Source organism: Nocardioides sp. YJ-D4 (assembly GCF_054031495.1).
Map to the genome: position 1 here is coordinate 1657044 of NZ_CM132932.1, position 18492 is coordinate 1675535.

At 71.2% G+C, this 18492-nt stretch carries 14 protein-coding genes; 4 read left to right on the top strand and 10 right to left on the bottom strand.

From position 1 onward, the window contains the following. The first annotated feature begins 208 nt into the window (after window positions 1-208). Both ACW14X_RS08055 and ACW14X_RS08060 read left to right on the top strand, forming a co-directional pair. Window positions 209-646 carry a DUF7144 family membrane protein gene (locus ACW14X_RS08055; RefSeq protein WP_201451106.1) on the top strand — a complete coding sequence of 146 codons (438 nt, stop codon included), beginning with the start codon at window positions 209-211 and terminating at the stop codon, window positions 644-646. 139 nt (window positions 647-785) lie between these two features. Beyond that, window positions 786-2075 carry a hypothetical protein gene (locus ACW14X_RS08060; protein WP_457165249.1) on the top strand — a complete coding sequence of 430 codons (1290 nt, stop codon included), beginning with the start codon at window positions 786-788 and terminating at the stop codon, window positions 2073-2075. A gap of 22 nt (window positions 2076-2097) precedes the next feature. Here the strand turns inward: ACW14X_RS08060 and ACW14X_RS08065 are convergent, their stop codons facing one another. Next, entirely contained in the window at window positions 2098-7617 is a 5520-nt protein-coding gene (locus tag ACW14X_RS08065) for an ATP-binding protein (protein WP_457165250.1), read from the bottom strand. A 108-nt stretch (window positions 7618-7725) separates the two neighbouring features. Continuing rightward, entirely contained in the window at window positions 7726-8178 is a 453-nt protein-coding gene (locus ACW14X_RS08070; RefSeq protein ID WP_160024949.1) for an agglutinin cell wall attachment protein, read from the bottom strand. A 148-nt stretch (window positions 8179-8326) separates the two neighbouring features. On the opposite strand from ACW14X_RS08070, the gene ACW14X_RS08075 reads away from it, so the two are divergent. Beyond that, window positions 8327-8908, top strand: a complete 582-nt coding sequence (locus ACW14X_RS08075; protein ID WP_201451107.1) for a cupin domain-containing protein — start codon at window positions 8327-8329, stop codon at window positions 8906-8908. Here the strand turns inward: ACW14X_RS08075 and ACW14X_RS08080 are convergent. From ACW14X_RS08080 to ACW14X_RS08110, 7 genes are read right to left on the bottom strand one after another with little or no spacing between them, the layout of a single operon-like run. Further along, window positions 8898-10124 (bottom strand): amidohydrolase family protein, encoded by a 1227-nt coding sequence (locus tag ACW14X_RS08080; protein ID WP_457165251.1) that lies wholly within the window; start codon window positions 10122-10124, stop codon window positions 8898-8900. The genes ACW14X_RS08075 and ACW14X_RS08080 overlap by 11 nt on opposite strands. Continuing rightward, on the bottom strand, window positions 10121-10894 hold the full coding sequence (locus ACW14X_RS08085; protein WP_160024951.1) for a creatininase family protein: 774 nt from the start codon (window positions 10892-10894) through the stop codon (window positions 10121-10123). Before ACW14X_RS08085 ends, ACW14X_RS08080 begins: the two co-directional genes overlap by 4 nt. Further along, on the bottom strand, window positions 10894-12237 hold the full coding sequence (locus tag ACW14X_RS08090; protein ID WP_457165252.1) for an FAD-binding oxidoreductase: 1344 nt from the start codon (window positions 12235-12237) through the stop codon (window positions 10894-10896). The genes ACW14X_RS08085 and ACW14X_RS08090 overlap by 1 nt, the downstream gene beginning before the upstream one ends. A 5-nt stretch (window positions 12238-12242) precedes the next feature. Beyond that, entirely contained in the window at window positions 12243-13427 is a 1185-nt protein-coding gene (locus tag ACW14X_RS08095) for a hypothetical protein (protein ID WP_457165253.1), read from the bottom strand. A gap of 46 nt (window positions 13428-13473) precedes the next feature. Then, the gene (locus ACW14X_RS08100; RefSeq protein ID WP_457165254.1) at window positions 13474-14343 is read right to left on the bottom strand and encodes an ABC transporter permease; all 870 of its coding nucleotides are present in this window, start codon (window positions 14341-14343) and stop codon (window positions 13474-13476) included. Beyond that, window positions 14340-15086: an ABC transporter ATP-binding protein gene (locus ACW14X_RS08105; protein WP_457165255.1), complete on the bottom strand. Its 747-nt coding sequence runs from the start codon at window positions 15084-15086 to the stop codon at window positions 14340-14342. The genes ACW14X_RS08100 and ACW14X_RS08105 overlap by 4 nt, the downstream gene beginning before the upstream one ends. A 1-nt stretch (window position 15087) precedes the next feature. Further along, entirely contained in the window at window positions 15088-16365 is a 1278-nt protein-coding gene (locus ACW14X_RS08110; protein ID WP_457165256.1) for an amidohydrolase family protein, read from the bottom strand. A 178-nt stretch (window positions 16366-16543) separates the two neighbouring features. Here ACW14X_RS08110 and ACW14X_RS08115 point away from each other — a divergent pair, with 178 nt between their 5' ends. Then, the gene (locus ACW14X_RS08115; protein ID WP_457165257.1) at window positions 16544-17713 is read left to right on the top strand and encodes an MFS transporter; all 1170 of its coding nucleotides are present in this window, start codon (window positions 16544-16546) and stop codon (window positions 17711-17713) included. On the opposite strand, the gene ACW14X_RS08120 is transcribed toward ACW14X_RS08115, so the two are convergent. Beyond that, window positions 17600-18487, bottom strand: a complete 888-nt coding sequence (locus tag ACW14X_RS08120; protein ID WP_457165258.1) for a helix-turn-helix domain-containing protein — start codon at window positions 18485-18487, stop codon at window positions 17600-17602. The genes ACW14X_RS08115 and ACW14X_RS08120 overlap by 114 nt on opposite strands. Window positions 18488-18492 lie beyond the last annotated feature (5 nt).

Here is an 18492-nt window from a genome sequence, read left to right on the forward strand (position 1 = left end):
GGCAGCACGACGTCTCATCCCTGACGGATGACTTGTGGGCAGAGCCGGCGCACTCTACGGCCACCGTGTCAGTCCTGACGCCCTCACGTTTCACACAATGAGAGTGATTCGCCCACGGGTCCGGACGACCAGATTGAGATCGTCCGTTCACCTCACGACCCGACATCGAGTCCCTCGCGGTCGGCGGCAATCCAAGGAGCGTCCCGTCATGACCGAACAGACCCCATTGAACGATGAGACCACCTGGAAGGCACAGGAACCGCCACCCAGCACCTGGGCGACCGGCTTCATCTTGTTCGCCGGCGTGATGATGATCATGGCCGGCAGCTTCCAGGCCTTCTCCGGCCTCGTCGCCCTCTTCGAGAACGAGTTCTACGTCACGACTCCCAACTACCTGCTCCAGCTCGACGCCACCAGCTGGGGCTGGATCCACCTGATCCTGGGACTGCTCGTGGTGTTCGCGGGCTTCGCTGTGCTCAACGGCATGGTCTGGGGTCGCGTCATCGGCGTCACCCTGGCCGTGCTGAGTGCCTGCGCCAACTTCGCGTTCATCCCCTACTCGCCGTTCTGGTCGATGCTGATCATCGCTGTCGACATCTTCGTCATCTGGGCGCTGACGGCGCACGGGCGCGACATCACCCGCTGACCTGGCCCTCGACCGGATCGGGACGACCGGCTGACGGGACCTGGGTTCGCCCGCTCCGGGTGATGTCTCGGGCGGACCCGCCGGACAGCCTGGGGACCGGCCTCGTTCGAAGACGGGACCTGCCGAGAGGACCACCATCATGTCGAACGACTCGCCCATCACCCGCGAACTCCGAGAACCCACCGACGACCCGGTGGCCACCACCGCCGACCGACCCTCACGAGGACGCTCGATCGCGGCGGTGATCTGCCTGGTGCTGGCCGGGTTGTTGACCACGCCGGCCGCGGTGGCCTACTGGGGGCAGCGCACCTTGAACGACGCCGAGCGGTACGTCGAGACCGTCGGCCCCCTCGTGGAGTCTCCCGAGGTGCAGGACGTGATCGCGACCCGGGTCACCGCGGCGATCCAGCAGCAGGTCGACGTCGAGGCGATCCTCAACACCGCGTTCGCCGGCGTGATCGAGGACAGACCGCGCCTGGAGCAGCTCGTGGCGCCTCTTGCCGCGGCCATCAACGGTCTGGTGGAGCGCGAGGTACGCGCGTTCATCGCCTCCGACGAGTTCGCCGACATCTGGGTCCTGGTCAACACCAGAGCCCAGCAGACCCTCCAGCGCATCCTGAACGGCGACGACTCCGGTGCCGTGTCGCTCCAGGGCGACGAGGTCGTGCTCGCGGTCGACGAGGTCATCGAACGGGTCAAGGAGCGACTCGTCGCCCGGGGTCTGACCATCGTCGAGAACGTGCCCATCCCCGAGACCGACCGTCAGATCGTGCTGATGGACGCACCCCAGCTCCGGCAGGTACGCACGATCTACGCGTTCTCGAACCCGGTCGCCCAGTGGCTCCTTCCCGTGGTCGGGGTCCTGTTCCTGGCCGCCTTGGTGCTGGCCCGCCGCCGGCCTCGGATGGCGGTGTGGATCGGAGCGGTCATCGCCGCCAACGCCCTGGTGCTGGCATGGGCGCTGTCCATCGGGCGGCAGATGTTCGTCAATGCGCTCGCCGGCACCGATTTCGGGCCGGCGAGCAGGGTCTTCTTCGACACCCTGCTCACCTACCTCGACCGCGGCCAGCAGGTGGTCCTGTGGCTCGGTCTGGTGATCGTGCTCGCCGGCTGGTTCGCCGGCGCCAACAGGTACGGCACCACCGCACGTACGACCATCGGCGGGGGTCTCGAGAGCGTCGGCGCTCGTCTGGGGGACGGTCCCGTCGGCGGAGCGGGCAGCTGGGTCGCCGCCAACGTGACCTGGCTGCGGGTCGCCGTGGTGGCGCTGGGCGGCGTGGTCCTGCTCTGGGGCAACAACGTCACGATGGACCGACTCTGGTGGTCCCTGGCTCTGGTGCTCGCCCTGCTGGTCGTTCTCCAGATCCTGGCCGGAGCCGGCCGACCCAGGGAGGCATCCGCCTCCCTGGGCTCCAGCCCGGCGACCTAGAGCAGGTGGTGACCTCGGTCGGTCACCCGTTGCCCCACGCCCGCTCGATGACGTCGATCACCTTGGGCCGCAGGTCGCTGGCCGCGATGACCTCGTCGACCGAGCCGACCTCGACGGCGCGGTGGATGTCGTGGACATCGTCGAACTCGGCCGCGACCTCGGCGATCTTGTCCGCCCGCAGCTGGGCGCGGAGCTCGGCCAGCTCGACGACGAGCTCGCCGCGCTCCCCGTCCTCGGCGTGGTCGATGCGCTCCTCGAGCGCAGCGACCCGAGGGTCGGCCGCCGCCCGCTTGGAGACCTCCGCAGCGAACACGACGGCCGCCGCAGGAGCACCACCGAGGACCGAGGCGTACGAACCCTCGATGGCGAGCACGGTCATCGACGGGTTCAGGTGCTTGGAGAACACCACGAACGCACCCCCGTGGTAGCGGGAGATGACGCAGAAGACGATCGGGCCCTGGAAGTTGACGACCGCGCGGCCGATCTCGGCGCCGTACTCGAGCTGCAGGTTGCGCATCGACTCCGGGGAGCCGTCGAAGCCGGACAGGTTGGCGAGCACCACGAGCGGCCGGTTGCCCGACGCCGCGTTGATCGCGCGCGCGACCTTCTTCGACGACCGCGGGAACAGGGTGCCCGCGGTGTAGGTGTCCGGACCGTCGGTGGGAGGGAAGCCGGCGCGCGGCACCGGCTTGGACTCGATGCCGACCAGGCTGACCGGGTAGCCGCCGATCCGGGTGTCGACGACCACGGCGGTGTCGGCATCGGCCATGCCGGCCCACCGCTCGAGCATCTCGTGGTCGGCGTCGGCCAAGGCCCGCATCACCGTGCGGATGTCGAAGGGTCGCTTGCGGTCGGGGTTGTGCTCGGCCGAGAAGATCTCGCCGACGCATGCGAAGTCACCCGCGTGGGGGAACGACGACACGTCGCGGTCGACCGGGTCGGAGGTCGGCGCGCGACGCGGCCCGGTCTCGCCGGGAACCACGTAGCTGTGCTCGTAGTGCGCCATGAGCACCCGGAAGGCACCGGCCAGGTCGGGCACCCAGTACTGCGCCTGCCCGTTCGGGCCCATCACCCGGTCGTAGCCGCCGATCCCGTGGTTGTCCTCGGCGGAGACACCGCCGGAGAAGTCGAGCGACTGCTTGCCGGTCAGCACCATCGCGCTGTCCGGGGTCATCACCAAGATGCCCTTGGTGTGCATCAGCATCGTCGCTTCGGCGTTCCAGTACGGCTGGGCACCGACGTTGATCCCGGCGACGACGATGTTGATCTCGCCGCCGTCCTGGGTGAACTGGACGATCCGGCGCAGCGCGGCCGCGACCCAGTCCATGTTCTCGGTGCCGCTCTCCATCGAGATCCGCGCACCGGCCGACACCGCGAACCACTCGACCGGGATCTTCATCCGCTCGGCGAGGTCGATGGCTGCGATCACCCGGGCGCACTCGGGCTCCGAGAGCGCACCGAGGGACTTGAGCGGGTCACCGCAGAGCACGACTCTGCTGATGCCCTCAGGGTAGAGCGGGCTCGGGGTGGTCACGACGGCGACGATGATGCCGGCGCTGTTGAGCCCGGGAGCACGATCGACGGGTACGAGTACGCCGTCCGCGTCGAGGTCGTGCTCGACGACCGTGCCGCTCCCGGCCAGGGCGCGCTGGAGCTCGTACGGGTAGACGAGGCCGCGGCGTCGGGCGCGCAGCACCTTGGCGGCGTACTCGTCCATCGGGGCGAGCGGCTCGGTGGGCGGTTCGATGACGTCGGCCACGACGCCCGCGCCCGGCTTGGCGTGGAAGCGGATGGCCAGCGGGGTCGGGTCGCCGCCGTCCCGCCCGGCCACCCGGCCCTGCGCGAGCACCTCCTCGATCCCGGCGCCCTCGCTGAGCGGGGTGATCTTGCTCTGGAGCGCGGTGATCTGGTCGAGATCCGCCTCGACGACCGGCCACACCGTCACCCACACGTGGTTCACGTCGAGCTTGGTGCCCTCGCGGCCTCGGGCGGTGCGTACGCGGCGGATCGCCTCGAGGCAGTTCTCTACGGCACGCTCGACGTGCGGCAGCGCGATCACGCGGCCCTCGTCGTCGCGGACCACGGCGAGCTGGCGGGCCTGGGCTGCCGCGACGAGCCGACGGTCGGCCGGGTTGGCCCGGGCGACGCACTCGTAGAGCAGCACATCGTCGGGCGCGGCGAGCCTGGTGACGTCGAACTCGCTGAGCCGCCACAGGTTGAGCCTGCGACCGACCATCGGGTGCATGCCCCGGACCAGGCTGTCCTCGACCAGCTCGGCGGTCGGGGTCTGCGGGGCGCCGTCTGCGTGGTGGCGGTAGGTGAAGTAGTCGATCGGCTGCGGCGCGGCATGGCACACCGCGACCGAGACGCGACGGGCGCGGCGGGCAAACTCGTGGCCGGCGAGCATCTTGGCGAGCTCGGCCGAGGCGAGGTCCGGATCGGTCGGCGCATCCGTCCAGCGCAGGTAGATCTCGACGACATCATCGTGGTCGGAGCTCAGCGCCGAGGTGATGGCGGCACCGAGCTCGCCGTCGGGGCTGGCGAGCTCGGTCACGTCGCCGATGGTGGACACCACGCGGGTCGCGCCCTTGTCGTCCGTGGCGTACTCGGCGTGCGCGAGCGGGCGTCCGTCGCCATTGCCCGTGCCGGTGACGGTCAGGTCGTGCAGGTGGTAGTCGCGGTAGTGGCGCCGGATCAGCACCTCCAACAGTGGCTCGCTCTCGGGGAGTCCCTCGATCAGCCGGTCGCGGAGGAAGCCGACCAGCGGCTCGGGGACGGCCGCCAGCGCGTCGACGCGGGCGGCCCGGTCGGGGGCGTTCGGGTCGGTGAGGGCGGCGACCTCGGCCGGTACGCCCTCCAGCACCGCGCGGCGCTCGTCATCGACCAGCGGCTGGTCGAACCAGCCGAACCGTACGGAGCGGGCCAGGTCGCCGACCACGGCGAACCGGAGCTGCGTGGCGCGCACCATCCGCTCGAGCAGCGCGCGGACCTCGGCGGCGTCCTCCGTCGCGGGCGGCGGGTCGCCGAGCCAGCGCTGCAGCACCCCGATCGCGACGTCGACGTCGGAGGGATGCTGCTGGGCGAGGAAGATGCGGAACACCGCGCGCTCGAGCTCCGGCGTACGTTCGAGGTCGGTGACGCCGTAGTGCGCGAGCACCCGCAGCAGCTTGTCGCGGAAGTGGTCCGGGAGCGCGCCCCGGTCGGGGTCGAGGCTGCGCAGGTAGGTGTGGAAGTACTCCCGCGAGCTGTGCACCCGCAGCTCGGTGGACGGCTCGTCACCGGCCGGGCGGTTGCGGCTGAGCTCGGCGAAGTCGGTGAACAGGGCCAGCAGGTCCATCTCGACGCGCAGGGTCTCCGCGGGCGCGCGGGTGGAGCGAGAGGCCAGATGGGCGGCGAGCAGCGCCGGACGCTGATCATCCTCGACGTCGTAGCCGAGCAGCAGGCTGCTCAGGTCGTCCAGGGCGCCGTTGCTGCGGCCGGGCTCGGTGGTGGGCTCGGGCAGATCGAGGTCGGCCAGGGTGGCGGTGGTCGCCTCGCCCTCGGCCTCGCCGGTCGGCTCCAAGCGCAGCAGCGGCGCCGCGGTCTCGACCTGGCTCCCGACCCGGACCAGGAGCTCCTTGACCCGGCCGGTGAACGGCGCGGTCAGCGCGGTCTCCATCTTCATCGACTCGAGCACCAGCACGGGGTGCCCGGCTGCCACCTCGTCGCCGACGGCGAGCGGGGTGGACACGACCAGCGCCGGCGCGGGAGCGCGGACCATGCCGCCCTCGTCGCGGCTGACCCGGTGCATCACGTCGTCGACCTCGACCAGATGGACGGGGCCATGGGTGGCGGTCACCAGCCGGTAGCGGTGGCCGTCGACGGTGAGCCGGCCGTGCACCTCGTCGATCCGGTCGAGGGTGGCGGTGAGGGTGCGCCGCTCGCCGCCGGCCGTGATGGTGACCTGGTAGCGGGCGGGTCCGGACTGCCGCACGGTCAGGGCGTACGTCGCCCCGCGCAGCTTGAGCTCGATGGTGCGGGCAGGGTCGTGCTGGATCTGGGGGCGGCCACCTTGGGCGGTCTGGAGCATGCGGGCGATCTCGCCGCGCTCGGCCTCGTCGTACCCCTCGATCGCGGCGGCGACGAGCGCGACGCCGGCGTGCCTGGCAGCTTGGAGCCGTCCCTCGCCGCGCACCCGGTCGATCCATCCGGTGTCGGCCCAGGACGGGCTGCCGGTGGTGACCTCGGGCTGGTCGAGGAGGTCGAGGATGAAGCTCTTGTTGGTCGCGCCGCCGTCGATGATGACGGTGGTCTCGCCCATCGCCCGGCGCAGTCGCGCCAGCGCCTGCTCGCGGTCGGCGCCCCAGGCGATCACCTTGGCGATCATCGAGTCGAAGTCGGCCGGGATGGTGTCGCCCTCGGCCACGCCGGTGTCGACGCGGATGCCGGGGCCGGCGGGGAACTCGAGGCGGCTGATCCGGCCCGGAGCGGGCGCGAAGTCGCGGTCCGGGTCCTCGGCGTTGAGCCGGGCCTCGACCGCGTGGCCGCGCTCGAGCGGCCGGTCGCCAGCGAGCGGTACGCCGGAGGCGACCTGGATCTGCAGCGCGACCAGGTCGGTGCCGGTCACGGCCTCGGTGATGGGGTGCTCGACCTGGAGGCGGGTGTTGACCTCGAGGAAGGCGAACGTCTTCTCGCCCGGGTGGTAGAGGAACTCGACGGTGCCGGCTCCGGCGTAGCCCACCGCCGTGGCGAGCCGCTCGGCGGACGCCTTGAGCTCGGCGGACTGGTCCTCGGTCAGCAGCGGGGAGGACGACTCCTCGATGACCTTCTGGTTGCGCCGCTGCACGGAGCAGTCGCGTACGCCGATCGCCCAGGCGGTGCCCTGACCGTCGGCGATGACCTGGACCTCGACGTGGCGGGCGTCGGTGACCAGCTTCTCGAGGAACACGACGCCGCTGCCGAAGGCCCGCTCCGCCTCGTCCCGGGTGCGCTGGTACGCCTCGGCGAGCTCGGCACCGGAGGTGACCTTCCGGATGCCGCGACCGCCGCCACCGGCGGTGGCCTTGAGCATGAGCGGGTAGCCGATCTCCTCGGCGCTCGAGAGCGCCTCCTCCAGCGTGTTCACGCCCCCGCGGCTCCACGGAGCGACCGGGACGCCGACCTCCTCGGCGATCAGCTTCGAGCCGATCTTGTCGCCCAGCTTCCGCATGGCCTCGGCGCTGGGGCCGATGAAGGTGACGCCCAGCCGGTCGCACAGCTCGGCGAAGGCGGGGTCCTCGGCCACGAAGCCCCAGCCCACCCAGGCGGCGTCGGCCCGGGAGGCGACGAGCGCCTGCTCGAGGACGGCGAGATCGAGGTACGGGCGATCCGCGGCGGCGCCGAGCAAGTAGGCCTCGTCGGCCTCGCGTACGAACGCCGACCCGGCGTCGACGTCGGTGTGCAGCGCGATGGTGCGGATCGTCCCTTCGGACGTATCCCGCGCGTTGAGGTCGCGGACAGCATGGATCAGACGCATCGCGGCTTCACCGCGGTTGACGATGGCAATTCGAGAGACCTGTGGCACGGTGCAGACCCTTTCATCTGCCGCCGCTCCTGTGACCGCTCAACTCCGACAGGCTTCGCCGGGATTCCTTGTGGGTCCTTCCCAAGCGAGACGGGTCGCCCGGCGTCCCTACAGCGTTCGGCGGGCGCCGTTGACCTTCTGCCGGAGCCAGGCGGGGATGCGATCCTCGTCACGTGGGAAGGTCTCGAGGTCGAGGGCGTACAGCCCCGGGTGCGCGGGCCAGCGCCAGACGGGCTCGTCCTCGTAGTTGAACGCGACGTTCGTCGTGGGCGCCTCGCCGCCCTCGCACGCGATGGTCCAGCGAGCGGAGAACCAGGCCCCCTTGCCGGGCTCGTACATCACCCGCCGGAGCTCATCGGTCAGCGCGAGGATCGTGTCGGGTGGCCGGGCGTGCGCGAAGCTGCCGTCCGGGCGATGGACGTCGATGCGGCCGGTGAAGAACATGGACAGGTTGCGGTGGTTGAAGACCAACGTGGACCAGTCGCCCTCTACCTCGTCAGCGAGGTGGAGGGCGATCTCGTCGATGAGCTGTTCCTGTCTGACCACAGGAGGAACGGTCATGCCCATCAACCTACTACCGCTGTCGACACCATTTCGAAACTCCGTTTCGCAGAGCAGGAACGGATGTGTTGTTTCTGACACGCGACGGAACCGTGAGTTCCTCGTGACGCGGTGAACGCGGAGCGCCGTCCACGGCTAGGTTGAGCAGGTGACTCGGAATCCGCGACAGTCCCTGGATCGCTCGGTGCTGCGGCTGGGCGCCCGCGTGCGGGAGCTGCGCAAGGGGCAGGGGATGACGCTGGTCCAGCTCGCCGAGGCGACCGACCTGTCGCACCCGTTCCTGAGCCAGATCGAGCGGGGGATGGCGCGGCCCTCGATGTCCTCGCTGTTCCGGATCGCCGAGACGCTGGGCACGACCCAGCAGGCGCTGCTCGCGGACAGCGTCGAGAGCGCCTCCGCCGGCCCCGTGACGGTCGTACGCCGCTCCGACCCCGGCACCGCGGAGGCGTCCAACGGCATGGTGCAGGCGCTGGTCGCCGGGGCCGACCACGCCTTCATCCCGATGGAGTTCGCCGGGGACGAGCCGACCTGGGACCGCTACTGGCAGCACGAGGAGGACGAGTTCGTCTACGTGGTCGGCGGGACGCTCCGGATCGACCTGGACGGCGAGGAGCAGGTCATGGAGACCGCCGACTCGGTCTACATCCCCGGCGGCGTACGGCACCGGTGGGCCAGCGCCGACGGCGAGCTCTTCCGGCTGCTGGTCGTCAAGGAGCAGCTCAGGCGCTGAGCCGCCCCAGATCCGCGACGATCTCGCCCTCGTCGGCGGTGGTGAGCACCCCGTCGCGTACGACGACCCGGCCGGCCACGACCACGTGCCGCGGACGCCGCCCGGGCGAGGCCCACAGCAGGCCGGCGACCGGGTCGTGGACGCCGGCGTCGGCGACCCCGGAGACGTCCCAGACGCACAGGTCCTGATGCTCCCCCAGCCTCGGTCGGCCGAGGCCGGCCGCTGAGCCGGTCGTCGCCATCGCGAGCACCTCGGCGGCCGCCAGCGGAGGACCCACCAGCGGCGCCACCTGCATCGCGAGACGGGCATCGGCGAGCAGGTGACCGGCGTCGTTGCTGCCGCCACCGCTGGTGCCGAGCCCGACCTCGACCCCCGCCTCGCGGAGCGCGGCGACCGGCGCGATCCCCCACCCCATCGGCAGGTCGCAGCCGGGCGCGTGGGTGGCACTCACCCCGGCCGCGCTCAGCCTCCGGATCTCGTCCGGCGTCACGTCGCACAGATGGGCCAGGGTCACGTCGGGCGCGAGCCAGCCCCACTCCTCCAGCAGGTCGATCGGGCGGCGGCCGTAGCGCTCGGCCGCGATCGCGACGTCGACCTGCTCGTTGGCCTGGGTACGCCGCCGCAGCCCGCGCCGGGCAGCCACCTCCCCCATCAGCCGGAACGTCGGCTCCGGATCGGAGTGCACCCCGGCCGGCCCGACCGCGACCTGCAGCATGCCGTCGGCGCTCACCCCGCCGGGTGCGTCCTCCACCAGCGCCTCCGCGATCAGGTCGGCGCTGTGCGCCGCGGTCTCGGGGTCGTCGCGGGCGGCACCGCGGACGAGGACCAGGCGGGCGCCCAGCTCGACCGCCGCTCGCGCGGTCCCCTGCGCCAACGGCACCGTCTCCTCCGGGGTCAGGGAGCCCGGCCAGGTCAGGTGATGGTCGGCCACGGTCGTCACCCCGCAGAGCAGCGACTCGGCGAGCCCGGCCCGCGCGGCGGCGTAGGTGAGCTCGGCGTCGACCCCGACGCGGTCGTAGGCCGCCGCCATCGTGGGCAGCCAGGTGGCAATCGGTACGCCACGCGTCCCGGGCAGGGTGCGGAACGCGGTCTGCAGCAGGTGATGGTGGGCGTTGACCAGGCCCGGCGTGACCAGGCAGCCCGAGGCGTCGAGGGTGTCGTCGGGCCCCTCGATCGAGAGGTCACCCGTGGCCGCGCCGGTGATCCGCAGCGTCATGCCGACGGCGTGAAGCGGGAGGCCTCCACGATGACCTCGGCCAGCGTGGCGACCCCGGCCTCGAAGCGGAGCTTGCCGTCCTCGGCGGTGGCGGTGGTCGGGTCGCCGAGGTAGCCGTCGGTGCCGAAGTCGTCGGAGAGCCAGCCGAAGGAGACCGGCTTGCCGAAGCCGATGTGCGTATAGCCCGCGAGGTGCTCGGGCACCTTCCGCTCCCCTCGCTCCTGGTGCACCAGCTCAGGCCGCAGGTGCAGCATCATCGAGGTCTCGCCGTGGCCGCCGTGGATGCCGAGGCCGAGCTCGTCCTCCCGCGAGGAACGTCCTCCCTGGTCGGGTGGCACCGAGAGGTGGGCGAAGAAGGTCGCCAGGCCGAACTGCTTGCGCAGCTCACGGCTGGCGACCTGCCCGAGCGCGGAGTTGCCGCCGTGGCCGTTGACGAACAGCAGCCGGGTGATCCCGGAGGTGCTGAGCGAGCGGCCGATGTCGACCAGCACCCGCATCAGGGTGTCCCAGGAGAGCCAGATGGTGCCGGGCGACCAGGAGTGCTCGTCGGACTTCGTGTAGGCCAGCGGCTCGAGCAGCACGACAGAGGCGCTGCCCGCCTCGGCCACGGCCGCCACCGCTGCCGAGGCCGCCTCGGCAGCGATGACGTAGTCCGTCGAGACCGGCAGGTGAGGACCGTGCTGCTCGATCGCGCCGAGACCGAGCACCGCGACGGTGTCCTCGGGCAGAGCGGCGATCTCGGGGGCGGTGAGGTCGGCGAAACGGGGCATCAGCGGACTCCGATGTTGATGCGGGTGTCGACCAGCGCGTGGTCGGTGAGCTTGCCCTGGTTGAGCAGCCCCTTGGGGTCGCGCTCGCGCGCGACCGCGGTGACGAGCTCGACGTTGCGGTCGACGTACCACTGGTGGGGCGAGTGCACGCCGACCCCGATCTCGTCGAAGCGCGGGATGCCGGCGAGGACCTGCTCCTCGGAGACGTACTCGGCGACCACCATCGCCAGCGGGGCGTTCCCCATCAGCTCCAGGTGTAGCCAGACGGGGCCGTCGTAGACCTTCCGCACCCGGTCGGCGTCGTTCCAGTAGAGCTCGCCGCCGGTCTCCATGTGGAACCAGCTCCGGTCACGGTGCGCGCGCTGGAGGAAATAGACCGGATGGTTGTAGGACATCCCGGAGAGCAGATCGGTCGCGGCGTAGTCCTCCAGACGAGCCCGTACGCTGCCTCCGGCGGCCATCACGAGCGACTCGATCTCGGCGACCGTGGAGGCCTCCGCGATCACCCGCAGGCTGTGCTGGGACGGGTCGAGCTCGACGTTGGTGGTCAGGGTCGGGACCAGCGCCGGCTCGTCGCCCGAGGCCAGCCTCGGCAGCACCGGCAGGTCGAGCAGACGGCGGTGCACGGACACCATCGCGTCCCAGCTGTCGAAGGCGGCATAGACCGCCACCCAGTCCCGGGCCGGGTCGGTGCGGACGACCACCGAGGTCACCACGCCGGTCACGCCGTAGGCGTGGATGTAGGGCAGCGTCTCCTCGCCGGTGACTGTGAGGAGGCGTCCGCTGCCGTCCATCGGGGCCACCGTCAGCTCGGTGACGAAGCCGTCGGAGGTGGTGCCGTGCTCGATGGTCCCGGTGCCGGCGCTGCCGCCGCCGATGAAGCCGCCGATCGTGGAGCCCTTGGTCGAGGGGAAGATCCACAGGTCGCGCCCCGCCGCCCGGGCGACCTTGTCGATGCGGGTCATCCGGGCACCGGCTCCGGCGCGTAGGTTGCCGTCGGCCAGCACCTCGATCGAGTCCAGACCACGCAGGTCGAGGATGATCCCGCCGGTGAACGGTGTCGCCTGGCCGTAGTTGCCGGTCCCGGCGCCACGCGGGACGACCGGCACGTCGTGCTCGTAGGCCACGGCCAGCACGTCGGCGACCTCCTGCTCGGTGCGCGGCCGGACGATGGCGTCGGCGACGTACCTGCCGCTCGGCACCTTCTCCTGGAGCACCGGCGACATCCGGGACCAGTCCGAGGAGAGCTTCACCAGCGCGGCCGGGTCGGTCTCGACCCTGTCCGCGCCGAGGAGGTCGGAGACCAGGGCGGTCACCTGGGACGTACGCTGCGAGATGGTCATCGACATCACTTCATCGAGATCGAGTCGTCGATGAACCGGTTGTCGTAGAGCGACTCCGGGTCGATGTCGTCGGACGTGATCGTGCCGGCCTGCTTCATGATCGGCGCGAACGTCTCGACGATCCCCTTCATCCGCCCGCCGTCGATCTGGCCGAAGACTCCGGACTTCGGGTCGTCGTGGACCAGGTCGAGGTCGGTCATCGTCTTGGCGGCGTACGCGGCGACGCCCTCGCTGTAGGTCCAGCCGGTCTGGTAGCGCTCGACGATGTCGACGATGATCCCGTTGGCCCAGTCCGGGTCGGCCAGGTAGTCGATCTCGGCCTGCTGCATCACCGGGACGAGCTTCTCGAGGCAGTCCGCCTCCTTCTCGACGTCCTCGGCACGCACCGCGATCGGCTCGGGGTAGATGGTGTAGCCGACCTCCGCGAGCAGCTGGTAGCCGATCGGCTTGGACCAACTGCTGATCTCGTTCTCGTAGATGTAGGGCTCGGCGGTGGCGAAGCCCTGTTGGAGGATCGTCGGCTCGGTGACGAAGCGCTGCGGGGTGCCCTCGTAGGAGAGGTCGGACTGCTTCTTCTCGATCATCCCCTGCGACTCGAGCAGCGCCGGGATGACGTCGCCGGCGGTGACGACCGGGTCGCCGTCGCCGGCGGCCTCGGCGATGGTCTTCGCGTCGTCCTGGCTCTTCGGGTCCCACATCAGGATCTGCGGCGAGACGGTGAGCTGTGAGGCCAGCGCGACGGTCGGCTGCTTCTCCGCGGCCGCGATCGCGGCGTCGGTGTTGACCGCTCCGATGAGGATGTCCTTGTCGAGGTACATGGTCGCGGGGACGGGCTGGAAGCCCGTCGCCGGCCCACCCGAGCGGACCTCGATCTTCACCCCCGTGTCGACGCCCCCGGAGACGAGCGGCCCGGTGACGGTCTTCTTGTCGGTGTCGACGGTGTAGCCCTCGCCGATCAGGCTGTACATGCCGCCGTGCTCGGCCTCGGGCTGCCAGTCCTGCTGCATCACCACGGTCGCGGGACAGACGTCGGAGAGGTCCTTCGCGCTGCCCTTCTCGGCCTTCGTCACCTCGCCCGCGGTGGCGGTGTTGGCGGAGCCGGCGTCGCTCCCGCAGCCGGCCAGTGCGAACGGGGCGATCGTCGAGAGTGCCACGAGGGTGGCGGCGCGCAGGGGTATGTGTCGGTTCATGCTGTGTCCCTTGTCTTATGGGTAGAGCTTGGGGGATGGAGTGAGGTCAGCGCTCGCCGTACCACTTGCCGATGACGGCACGGTCGAGAGCGGCGAAGGCCGAGAAGACGACGACACCGAAGAGGGCGGTGAGGATGATCGCCAGGAAGAGCGGCTCCATGCTGAGCCGGAGCGTGTAGACGCGGAGCAGGCCACCGATGCCGGGGCTGCCCTGCTGGAAGTAGAAGTCGCCGACGATCACGCCGATGACCGAGAGCCCGGCGGCGTTGCGCAGGCCGGTGAAGATCGCCGGCATCGCGGCGGGCAGCTGCAGCTTGAGCAGCCGCTGCAGCCGCGTCGCCCGGTTGAGGGTGAAGAGGTCGTGCGCCGGCGCCGTCGCCGACTGCAGGCCGAAGAGGGTGTTGGCGATCATCGGGAAGACCGCGATGATCACGCAGACCACGATCCGGGCCGCGATGCCGTAGCCCATCCAGATCCCGATCAGCGGGGTCAGCGCCAGGATCGGGACCGTCTGCAGGATGACGGCATAGGGGTAGAGCACCTTCTCCAGCAGCCGGGTCTGCGCCATCACCATCGCCCAGGCCATCCCGATGACCACCGCGATCGCCAGACCGGCCAGTGCGACCATGACCGATTGCCACAGCGCGGCGAGCATCGGCTGCATGATCTCCGGCCGGCCCAGCGTCTCGCCGAAGACCTGGTGCGGCGGCGGCAGCAGGAACCGCTTGTCCTCACCGAGGACGAGGTACGTCACGGCGTACCACACGGCCGCCAGGCCGGCGAGCGCCGCGATCATCGGCAGGACCTTGGCGATGATGCTGCGGAGCACCGGGGACGTACGTCTGGTGAGCGGCTCGGCGGGCGTCGCCTCGGTCACGGGCTCGACGTCCGGCTCGACGATCAGCTCGGTGCTCATGCGTGCTCCTCCAGTGCCTCGGAGACCTGGCCGACCAGGTGGGCGAAGTCGGACTCGAAACGCAGCTCGGGTGGGCGTGGGAACTCCCAGGGCACCGGGATCTCCGCGACGATCCGGCCCGGCCGGCCGCTCATCACGACGACGCGGGTCGAGAGGTAGACGGCCTCGGCCACCGAATGGGTGATGAAGAGGCCGGCGAAGCCCAGCAGCTTGAAGAGTCGCTGCAGCTCGGTCTGCATCGCCAGCCGGGTGATCTCGTCGAGCGCGCCGAACGGCTCGTCGAAGAGAGCGAGGTCGGGCTCGGCGACCAGGGCCCGGGCGATCGAGACCCGCATCCGCATGCCTCCGGAGAGCTGGCGCGGATGCTGCTTCTCGAAGCCGGTGAGGCCGACCAGGTCGAGGGCCTCCTGCGCCGCTCGGCGGCGCTGTTCCTTGGAGAGCCCGCTCAGCTCGCCGATCAGCTCGACGTTCTTCCGGGCGCTGCGCCACTCCAGCAGGGTGGGGTCCTGGAAGACGTAGCTGGTGGTGTCGGCGTCGACGTCGACCCGGCCGACGGTGGCGTCCTCCAGTCCCGAGGCCAGCCGGAGCAGGGTGGACTTGCCGCAGCCGGACGGGCCGACGACGGAGACGAACTCTCCGGCGTCGACGCTGAGGTCGACCCCGGTCAGCGCGGTGGTACCGGTCGGGAATCGCTTCGTCACCCCCGAGAGGGCGAGCGTGGCGGTGGTGGTCGTCGTGTTCATGTCACCTCGGCATGGGTTCGAGATCGAGGACGGTGCTGACGCGGGTGTCGGCGAGCACGCGGCCGCCATGGACGACGACGCGGGCGGTCTGCGCTCCGGCGACGACGTCGTTGAGAGGTACGTCGGGAACGAGAATGAAATCGGCCCGGCTGCCGGGTCCCGTGCCCGCGTCCGGGAGCCCGAGCACGGTGCGGGTGGTCGTCGTGACCGCGGCGAGTGCCTCGGCCGGCCGGAGATGACCGGCGGCGACCAGGAGCGAGGTGGTCTCGAACGGGTCGGCCCGGCCGACCGGGTTGAAGGGGTCGCGCAGGTTGTCGGCACCGGCGGCGACAGGCACCCCCGCGTCGAGCAACGCCCGGACCGCGGTGAGACCGCGCGGCACCGCACCGTCCGCGTCGCGGCCCTGCAGGTAGAGGTTGGTGATCGGGAGCGTCACGATGCCGATCCCCGCCTTCGCCACCAGGTCCACGACGGGAGCTCGGCGGTCGTGGTCGAGCATGCCGAGACGTACGCAGTGGGAGGCGGTCACCCGCTGCGGCAGTCCGCGGGCGATGACCTGCTCGGCGAGATCGGCCAGGTCGAGGTGGCCGGTGGTGGTCTGCTCGTCGGTGTGCAGGTCGACGGCGAGACCGGACCGCTCGGCATGGTCGAGGATGCGGCTGGTCTCCTTGGCGGGCTCGTCGGCCAGGTGCGGACACCCGCCGAGGACGTCGATCCCGCGCCCGATCGCGTCCTCGATCACCGCGTCCGGGACGTCCTGGCCGGCGAGCAGGCAGACCTGGAGCGTGACCGTTCCGCTGAGCTCCTCGCGCAGGCCGAGCAGCGCGTCGACCCCGCGCAGCGGGTCGCCCGCGAGGAGGGCGTCGGCGTGCGTACGGATCGTGGTGATGCCGTTCGCGACATAGCGGCGGACCGCGCGCCGGGCGCGGTCGGCGAAGTCGTCGGAGGTGAGCGCGGGAACGAGCGAGCGCCACTGCTCGATGGCGGTCACCAGATCGTTCCCGGCCTGCGGGCCCGGCTCGATCTGCTCCGCGCTCAGCGCCTTGTCGAGGTGCGCGTGCGGCTCGCCGGCGGCGGGGATCAGCCGCCAGCCCGTGGCATCTGTCCCGGGACCGCCCTCGACCGGCCGGACGACGGTGATCTCACCGTCCGCGAGGTCGAGATCGGCGAGGGTGCCGTCGAGGAGGCGTACGTTGCGCAGAGCGGTCAGCTCCACGCCGGCCAGCTGCGCCGGGCCGTCCACCGGACCGATCTGTCCCGCATTTCGTGCCGCGGCCATCGACACCCCTTCCGGCTCAAATGTTGATGAGATGAACATTTTCGAGCGTAAGGAGCGGTTATTTCGGCGGCGTAACCGTTTCGGTCCTCCTCGATGAAACCAGCGATGGCGGTCGTCCGGTCAAGCACGGGCGACGGACGATCAACGCGGGCGCGCGGATCGCGGCGACGATCGAAGGGTGACAACGACTTCGCCTGAAACGACCCCGTCCACGACCACCTCCCAGGGCCGAGCGGCGCCGGTGGTCGCCCTCGCCGCCGGGATCGCGATCCTGGTCTCGAGCGAGTTCCTGCCCGCGGGCGTACTGCCCACGATGGCGCGCGACCTCGGGATCAGCGAGGGGACGGCGGGGCTCGCGGTGGCGGCGACCGCGATCGCCGGGGCCGCGACCGCACCGACCATCGCCATGATCCTGCCCCGGATGGACCGGCGTACGTTGCTGGTCGGCCTGCTCGTCGCCGCGGCCGTCGCCAACCTGGCCGTCGCGATCTCCCCCGGTTTCATCGTCCTGCTCCTCGGCAGGCTCGTGCTGGGTGCGGCGATCGCCGGCTACTGGTCCTTCGCGTTCGCCGTCGGGACGTACGCCTCGCCGGGCCGTGACCACGTCATCTCGACCTCGATCGCGCTGGGTGTCACGGTGGCCACGATCGTCGGCCTGCCGCTGGGCTCGCTGCTCGCCGACGGCCCCGGCTGGCGCTGGGGGTTCGCGGCCGCGGCGGTGCTGAGCCTGGTCTCCGCCGCCGCGCTGGCTCGGGCGCTGCCGTCGGTGCCGGCCCACCCGTCGGCCGGGCTGACCATGATGCGACAGGCTCTCCGCAACCCGCGGCTGGTCGCCGGTGTGCTGCTGGTGGTCGTGGTGGTGCTCGGCAACTTCGTGGCGTACCCGTTCATCCGGATCGCGATCTCGGAGACCTCGCCGGGCGACGGCATGTGGATGCTGGCGCTGTGGGGTGTCGGCGGGCTGTTCGGCAACCTCGCGGCCGGGCGGTTCGCCGACCGGCTGCGGGTCGTCGTCACCGTCGCGCCGCTCCTTCTCGCGGGCGGGCTGGTGCTGACGTACCTCGCCGAGAGCACGCCGGTCATGGCGCTGGCCATGATCGTGTGGGGCTTCGGGTTCAACCTGGTGCCGGTCGGCACGCAACTGTGGGTCACCCGCGTCGAGCCCGAGCGCACCGAGTCGGCGCTGGCGCTCCAGGTCACCGCGTTCCAGGTCTCGATCGCCCTCGGGGCGGCGCTAGGAGGCGCGGTCCTCGATGAGTACGGCGTCGGCCGGGTGCTCCTCATCGGCGCGGTCGGTGCGGTGATCGCCGCGGCGGGGTTCGGGGCGGTTCGCGTCCCGCGTGGTTGAGCCGTCCCGCCACGCCTGCGGCCCGGTCCCGTGGACCGTGGTGAAGGCGCGGCTGAACGCCGCGCCCGACCCGTAGCCCACGGCGTACGCCACCTGCTCGACCGGACGGTCACCGCCGGCCAGCAGGTGGCGGGCCGCGCGCATCCGCACGTCCCGCAGCGCTTCGCTCGGGCTCTGCCCCAGGCTGCGCCGGAACCGCTCCCCCAGCGCCGACCTCGACAGGTGCACGGACTCCGCCATCGCCTCGACGGACCAGGCCCGTGCCGGATCCTCGATCAGCGCGGAGAGCACCTGCGCCACCGTCGGGTCGAGGACGGGCGCGGGACCGTCGGTGCCGCGCCCGGTGTCCTCGAGCCAGGAGGCCGTCATCGCGGCGCCGAGCAGCGACGCGTAGCCCGACGCGAACAGCGCCGACGGCCGGCACGGCCCCGCCAGCGGGCAGCGTCGCACCAGCTCCGCCACCCCGCCGTGGCGACCCACGAAGTCGCGCACGACCAGCGGGTTGGCGAGCGGGTACGCCACCGCGACCGCCCGCAGATCGGCCCTGGTCACCGCGGCCCCGTCATGGGTCGCCACCCGATGCCTGACCTGGCCCCCGACCAGCGCCGCATCCCCGACGCGCAGCAGGTGCGACTGCCCGGCGGCGGTCAGCACGACCGTGCCGTCGTCGACGAGCAACCAGGTGGCGGAGCGTACGTCCTCACCGGCGGAGCCGGCGGCCAGCTCCTCCTGGTAGGCGAGCGTCATCTCCCACGACGGGCGGTCCTCGTTCACATCAA